Below are 4,913 nucleotides of genomic sequence, written 5' to 3' on the forward strand. Positions count from 1 at the left end.
ATGCTCAACATGTGGATGGATCCGCGTTGGATCCGGACGATCGGGTACCAGAAACCGACGCACGTCGAAGCGGCACGCCCGCGGTTTTGGCGTTACTGGCGCGACATGCCACCCAAAGGCCGCATCGGCTTGTACCTCAGTGGGCGTTACTCCGAGCCCTTGCTGGGCAGGGTCTACGGCGAGATCGACGAGCGGGAATTTGACAATCACCTGTCCGAAATCATCCGCTTCGAAAACGCATTGGTCGACGACGGCGCACTGATTTTGAAGTTCTGGATGCACCTCGGCTCAACCCAGCAGGAAGAGCGGCTCCGAGAACTCGAGGCCGATCCGCTGCTGAGCTACCAGGTCACCGAGGAAGACTGGAACAACCACGAGCACTACGACGATTTCATCGCGGCGGCCGAGCGGCTGATCACCCGCACCAACCGCGGCGCCGCGTCGTGGCATATCGTCGAAGGGGGTAACGAGAATTATCGACACCTCCGCGTCGGCGAAATCATCGCTGCCGAGCTGTCTCGCCATCTGGATGCACAAGAGCAGAAAGCGGCCCATCAGTCGGCGCCGGTGCGGGTCGCCAGCCCCGACATGCCGAAGGTCGACACGGTCTTCGATGCGTTGGACCTGACGCGTTCGGTACCCAAATCGGAATACAAGAAAGAGATCAAGACCGGCCAGGCTCGACTCGGTGAACTCGGTCGCAAGGCGCAGGCAATGGAGCAGTCGACCGTGCTGGTTTTCGAAGGTCCCGACGCCAGCGGCAAAGGCGGCGCGATCCGCCGCACGGTCTGGAGCTTGGATGCCCGCACCTACCGCATTTACCAGTTCGCCGCACCAACCGAAGAAGAGCGTGCCCATCACTACCTGTGGCGTTTTTGGCGTCATCTGCCACGTGCGGGAAATGTTTCGGTGTTCGATCGAAGCTGGTACGGGCGGGTGCTCGTCGAACGCGCCGAGGGCTTCGCCACCGAGGACGAATGGCGGCGGGCCTACAACGAGATCAACGACTTCGAACACCAGATCGTCGACCACGGCATCCTGTTGCTCAAGTTCTGGCTGCACATCGACGAAGATGAACAGCTGAAACGCTTCAAGAAGCGAGAGAAGTCGCTTTACAAACACTGGAAGCTGACCGACGAAGACTGGCGCAACCGCGAACTGTGGCAGGCCTACAAACAGTACGGCCAGGACATCATCCAGTACACGAGCACCAAGAAAGCCCCCTGAATACTCGTCGAAGCGAACAACAAGCAATACGCACGCCTGAAGGTCTTGCAGACCGTGATCGACCATCTGCAAGAACGCCTCGGCTGACCGCGCGTGCAAGCTCGCCGGACTAACCGACCAACGCGGCTTCGATCGAAAGGCCGGGGCCGAAGCCGAGCATCACGCAGGGCAAGGATTCCGGTTCTTGCAGCAACCGCTCCAAGATAAACAGCACGGTCGGCGAGGACATGTTTCCGTATTCGGCCAGAATGCTTTGCGACACGGAGAGTTCTCCCTGTCGAAATCGCAACGCGTCCCCACAGGCCTGCAAAATTTTGGGGCCGCCGGGATGAATCGCCCAGCCGCGGATGTCGTCGATCGTCAGACGATGTTTGCCAAGCCAATCCCGTAGCCAGGGTTCCAACGTCCGCTGGATCAACGCCGGCACACGCGGTGATAAAGTCATCTGAAAACCGTGGTCTCCGATCCGCCAACGCATCAAGTCTTCGCTGTCGGGCAGGATGGTGGATCCGGTCGCGATCACCTGTGGGCCTCGCGATGATGACGGCGCCGCACAGGCGACCAGCGCGGCGGCTCCATCGGCGAACAGTGCGTTGGACACCACACGCTCGGGGTGCCAGCCGTATTGTTGATGCAGCGTACACAATTCAACGGCACACATCAGAATCCGCAACTCGGGATTCGAACGGGCAAACGACTCGGCCACCCGAAGTCCGTTCAGGGCACCGTGACATCCCATGAATCCAATGTGCGTGCGGCTCACCGACGGGGCGAGCCCACAGCGTTTGATGATCGAAACGTCCAGCCCGGGCGCGTAAAATCCGGTGCAGGAAACCGTGATCAGGTGATCGATGTCTGCGGCGTTGAACGACGATCGATCCAACGCTTGCAAGACCGATTCAGAACCCAAGCGGCCGGCGTGACGTTCGTAAAGCTCCATTCGCTGTGCGGTCGTCGGCCCACAATCCTCGGGGCTCGATGCAGGTGCGAAAAACGTTTGGCGAACCGGTCGCGTCTTTTCCGCGACGCCGGTCGTCGCCAAAACGCGATGATCCCCTGTGTCGAAGTCACCGTTTTGCGAGACGGAGGAATCGAATCGTGGTTCGGAGGATTCCAAGGCAACGCTATGGCGATAGCGGACCCCGGATCGCTGGTACAGCGCCGACAGCAACCGCGCTTGCTTGGCGTTGTCGCAACACAGCGTTTGCGCGATCTCCGCGGCGGAACTCTGGGAGATTCCATGAGCCGGCGTCGCCGTGCCGAGGCCGTCAATGATCATGCTCATGTTCCTATCCGATTCATCTGATGTTGATCGGTAACCGACTTCGACCGATCGTTTTGTTCCAACACGTCAATCCGTTTTACTTGACACGCCGTCTCGCTCCCAGGGGCAAACACCAATTCCCGGCCCAGCGAAGGGAGCAAAACCGCGGGCCAAACGATCGAATCGCCAATCGGGGCGGCGGTCAGCAGTAGCGCGCACTCATTCATGTTTCTCCGCGACGATCGCGCCATATTGCATCGCACCGCTTCGATAGGCATTCAGCAATGCATCGAAACCGTCAATGAAGTCGACTTGTTCACGATCCAGGACACGCGCCAGATGTCGAACGCCGGTCCGCTGGACACGTCGTTTGCAAATTTCCCAGGTGCGAGCCACTCGATCGGTCCATTCGACGTTGTGTCGAATTTCTAATCCGTTTTGGACCATCCACTCGGCGTAGTCGCGGCGGGTCGCCAAGGAGGGACAGACGAAACGTTCACAAACCTCTTCACATTGCCTTCGGTGCCCCGGTTGCGTCGTGTCTTCGCCTTCGAACCACACGCAAATCGCCAGGCGTCCTCCGGGCCGAAGCCACTCGGCGGCGCGTCGGACGAATCGAGGTTTGTCGAACAGATGCTCGGTGCATTCGACCGACCACACGACATCAAAACTGGCGGGTTGAAACATCACACGCTCGGCGTCTTCGGCCAAGAAGCGTGTCTGGCCGGCGACCCGTTTAAGGCGTGAAGAGAACGCAGCCCAATTTCGTTGGACCGGGCTGAGCGTGACGCCGGTGACGTCGCATCCGCGCAGTTTGGCAAGCCGAATGGCCGACCCGCCCATCCCACAACCGATATCCGCCACCCGGTCCGCGGACGTGATGTTGGCCAAATCGGCCAGGGTGTCGGTCAATTGGCATTGGGCTTGGTAAGCCGACGTGTCGTCCTCGGAAACGTTTTCGTCCCACAGCCCATGGTGAATGTGCGGGCCCCACAGCAATCGGTAGAACAGCGTGCCGAGTTGGTAGTGGCTGCGGATGGAATCCTGCTTGACTCCTTCGACGGCGATCATTGTTTTTCTGGCTGCGGTGTGGGTAACGCTGTGAGCATTTTTTAGCGGTAGGACCCATTAAGAGTTGCACGTCTCATGCCAAAGACGGGGGAATCGATGAGCCAACGGCCCGGCGTCTTTCCAAGGGCACGGTTTTTGGGGAAAGTTCGCGGGTCGACCGTCTTCGTCATCGCCCGGGGCAGCCCCCGTGGCCGGCAAAGCTGGACTTGATTTGCCATGGGGTGGATCGCTTTTTACATCTGCGGCGATGAAGTTTGCCGTTTCAGGATCGGAAAACCGTGTGGAACTGGAATTGCGCCAGCCGAGATGCTAGTTTCAGTCCTGTTGAAACTTCTCTTGCGCGCAAAAAGGCGGGTGACTCGGATGCCGATCATTTTAGTCGTGGACGATTCGGACGTTGATCGCCTGTTGATGAAAGGGCTGCTCAGTACCGACGTGGATTGGTTGGTGTCTCAAGCCAAGAATGGGGTCGAAGCGGTCGACATGGTCACCTATGCGTTGCCCGACGTCGTCGTGACCGACCTGAACATGCCGGAGATGGACGGTTTGCAGCTGGTCTCGCACATGGCGGAATCCTTTCCCGAAGTGCCAGTGATTCTGGTGACTGGAGAAGACGATTCGGAAATTGCACTCAAAGCTCTGCGTCACGGCGCCGCCAGTTTTGTCCCCAAACAGCAGCTCGCCGAAAGTTTGCTGGAAACCGTCGAACAGGTGTTGGCGGTCCGCGACGCCGATCACTATGACGAACGCGTCGTTCAGCTAACCACCAACACACGCTACCGATTCGTACTCGACAACGACCCCACGTTGATCTCTCCGGTCATCGACCGCATCCAACAAGGGATGATCGCGATGCATCTCTGTTCGGCAACGCAGAGAATGCACATCGGGATCGCGTTGGAAGAAGCGCTGTTGAATGCGATGCTGCACGGCAACCTCGAAGTGCCGTCGAACAAACTGCTCGAGATCCGCAATCTGCTGCACGAAGGCAAAACGTCGGAGATTGTGGAAGAGCGTCGTAGTGAACAGCCTTATGCCGATCGCAAGATCCACGTGGCGGCTGATTTTAATCGCAGCCGAGCCCAATTGGTTGTCGGAGACGGCGGATCGGGATTTGATGTCGAAAGCGTCTGGCCCCAATCCGCCGAAGACCGGATCAACGAGGAATCCGGTCGCGGTCTGCTCCTGATCCGAACCTTTATGGACGAAGTCTTGTTCAACGAGACGGGAAGCGAGTTGCGGATGACGCTCAAGGAACTCCGCCCGCAGGCGAGTTGAGCAAGAAACCCAACCCACGTGTTGGCAGCCCGTAGGCTTACAGCAAACGGTTGAGGCTCGCACCAAACGGCTG

General features: G+C 58.8%; 4 protein-coding genes. 2 read left to right on the plus strand and 2 right to left on the minus strand.

Going from position 1 to position 4,913, the window contains the following annotated elements; genetic code table 11:
- Positions 1 to 1,227 (plus strand): hypothetical protein (locus tag ABX749_RS21790; RefSeq protein ID WP_372897837.1); only part of this gene is annotated, 1,227 nt, incomplete at its 5' end.
- Positions 1,228 to 1,336: 109 nt separating this feature from the next.
- Here ABX749_RS21790 and ABX749_RS21795 read toward each other — a convergent pair.
- Both ABX749_RS21795 and ABX749_RS21800 read right to left on the minus strand, forming a co-directional pair.
- Entirely contained in the window at positions 1,337 to 2,512 is a 1,176-nt protein-coding gene (locus ABX749_RS21795) for a type III polyketide synthase (RefSeq protein WP_372897838.1), read from the minus strand.
- 198 nt (positions 2,513 to 2,710) lie between these two features.
- Positions 2,711 to 3,562 carry a cyclopropane-fatty-acyl-phospholipid synthase family protein gene (locus ABX749_RS21800; RefSeq protein WP_372897839.1) on the minus strand — a complete coding sequence of 284 codons (852 nt, stop codon included), beginning with the start codon at positions 3,560 to 3,562 and terminating at the stop codon, positions 2,711 to 2,713.
- A gap of 363 nt (positions 3,563 to 3,925) precedes the next feature.
- On the opposite strand from ABX749_RS21800, the gene ABX749_RS21805 reads away from it, so the two are divergent.
- Entirely contained in the window at positions 3,926 to 4,840 is a 915-nt protein-coding gene (locus tag ABX749_RS21805; RefSeq protein WP_372897840.1) for a response regulator, read from the plus strand.
- Positions 4,841 to 4,913 lie beyond the last annotated feature (73 nt).

Origin of the sequence: Stieleria sp., from assembly GCF_041595215.1 — a bacterium.
Taxonomy (GTDB): domain Bacteria; phylum Planctomycetota; class Planctomycetia; order Pirellulales; family Pirellulaceae; genus Stieleria; species Stieleria magnilauensis.